This window comes from Ornithinimicrobium cerasi, from assembly GCF_003702705.1.
GTDB classification, from domain to species: domain Bacteria; phylum Actinomycetota; class Actinomycetes; order Actinomycetales; family Dermatophilaceae; genus Ornithinicoccus; species Ornithinicoccus cerasi.
Genome location: NZ_QZMN01000056.1, coordinates 1 through 1384, shown reverse-complemented (window position 1 = coordinate 1384; position 1384 = coordinate 1). Strand labels below are relative to the sequence as shown.

Below are 1384 nucleotides of genomic sequence, written 5' to 3'. Positions count from 1 at the left end.
CTGAATCGCCCCGGGTTTCGTGGAGGCTCGGTTAGTTGGATCCGACCTCGGTGAGGACCGGGTTCTTACGGTAGTGCTCACCGGGCAGTGTTGCCCAGTGGTTGGTCTCGAACTCCGCCGGTGGGACGAGCCCGATCTCGCCGTGGAGTCGTCGGTGGTTGAACCAGTCGACGTACTCAGCGACCGCGACCTCGACGTCGACGACCGACTTCCAGCCACCCTTGGGCCTCATGACGGGGTTGCGGATGCACTCGGCCTTGAACAGCGAGTTGAGCGCCTCGGCCATCGCGTTGTCATACGAGTCGCCCTTGGAGCCGACCGAGGCGACAGCCTCGGCCTCGGCGAGGCGCTCGGTGTAGCGAATCGCTCGATATTGCACGCCGCGATCGCTGTGATGGACGAGCCCGGTGACGTCCTGGCCTGCGCGCTGACGGGCCCACAGCCCCATGTCGAGGGCATCCAGCGCGAGGTCGGTGCGCAGACTGGTCGAGACCTGCCAGCCCACGACCATCCGGCTGAACACGTCGAGGACGAACGCGACGTAGGTCCATCCGGCATGCGTGCGGACGTAGGTCAGGTCGGCCACCCAGAGCTGGTTCGGGACGGCGGCGATGAACTTGCGCTCCACCAGGTCCGCCGGTCGCTCGGTCTGCGCGCCCTCACCGACCGTGGTCTTTCGGGTCTTCTCCCGCGGGATTCCGCGCAGGCCCTCGACGCGCATCAGCCGTTCGACCGTGCAGCGGGCGACCTTGACGCCCTCGCGGTTGAGCTCGGCGTGGATCTTCCGAGCGCCGTAGACACCCAGGTTGGCCCTGTGCGCGGCGCGGATCTCCTGCACCAGCTCGGCATCACGCACAGCACGCGCCGACGGCGGGCGTTCCCGTGCGGCGTAGTAGGTGCTCGGGGCGATCTGCACGCCGGCGTCCTTCAGGACGGTGCAGATCGGCTCGACCCCGAACCTGTGGCGGTGCTGGTCGATGTAGTCGACCAGCAGCGCGGTGGGCACCTCTATCTGATCTTGCGGTCGAGCTCCGCGGCCGCGAAAAAAGCCGCGGACGTCTTCAGGATCTCGTTCGCCCGGCGCAGTTCGCGGACCTCGCGTTCGAGATCGGCCAGCCGCTGCGCGTCATCGGTCGTGATGCCCGGCCGGGCGCCCTCGTCGACCTCGGCCTGACGTACCCAGTTCCGCAGAGCCTCGGGGTGCACCCCCAGCTGGTCCGCCACCCGCTTGATCGCCCCACGAGCCGACTGCGGGTCGGCCCTGGCATCCAACGCCATCCTCGTGGCCCGCTGCTGCAGCTCGACGCTGTACTTCCTCGGTGCTGGCATGGTGCTCATCATCCTTTCCAGGATTCAGAGCCTCCATCAGACCCGGGGCGATTCA

Annotated in this window: 1 protein-coding gene and 1 other annotated feature; the gene reads right to left on the bottom strand. The window is 67.6% G+C overall.

Annotated features, from left to right (window positions below; translation table 11 throughout):
* Positions 1-31 precede the first annotated feature (31 nt).
* A protein-coding gene (locus D4B81_RS17755; protein ID WP_419866255.1) for an IS3 family transposase occupies positions 32-1329 on the bottom strand; the annotation gives its coding sequence in 2 pieces (ribosomal slippage) (positions 32-1038 and positions 1038-1329; 1299 coding nt in all).
* Positions 902-1051: a sequence feature (AL1L pseudoknot), on the bottom strand. (Overlaps the previous gene by 150 nt.)
* Positions 1330-1384 lie beyond the last annotated feature (55 nt).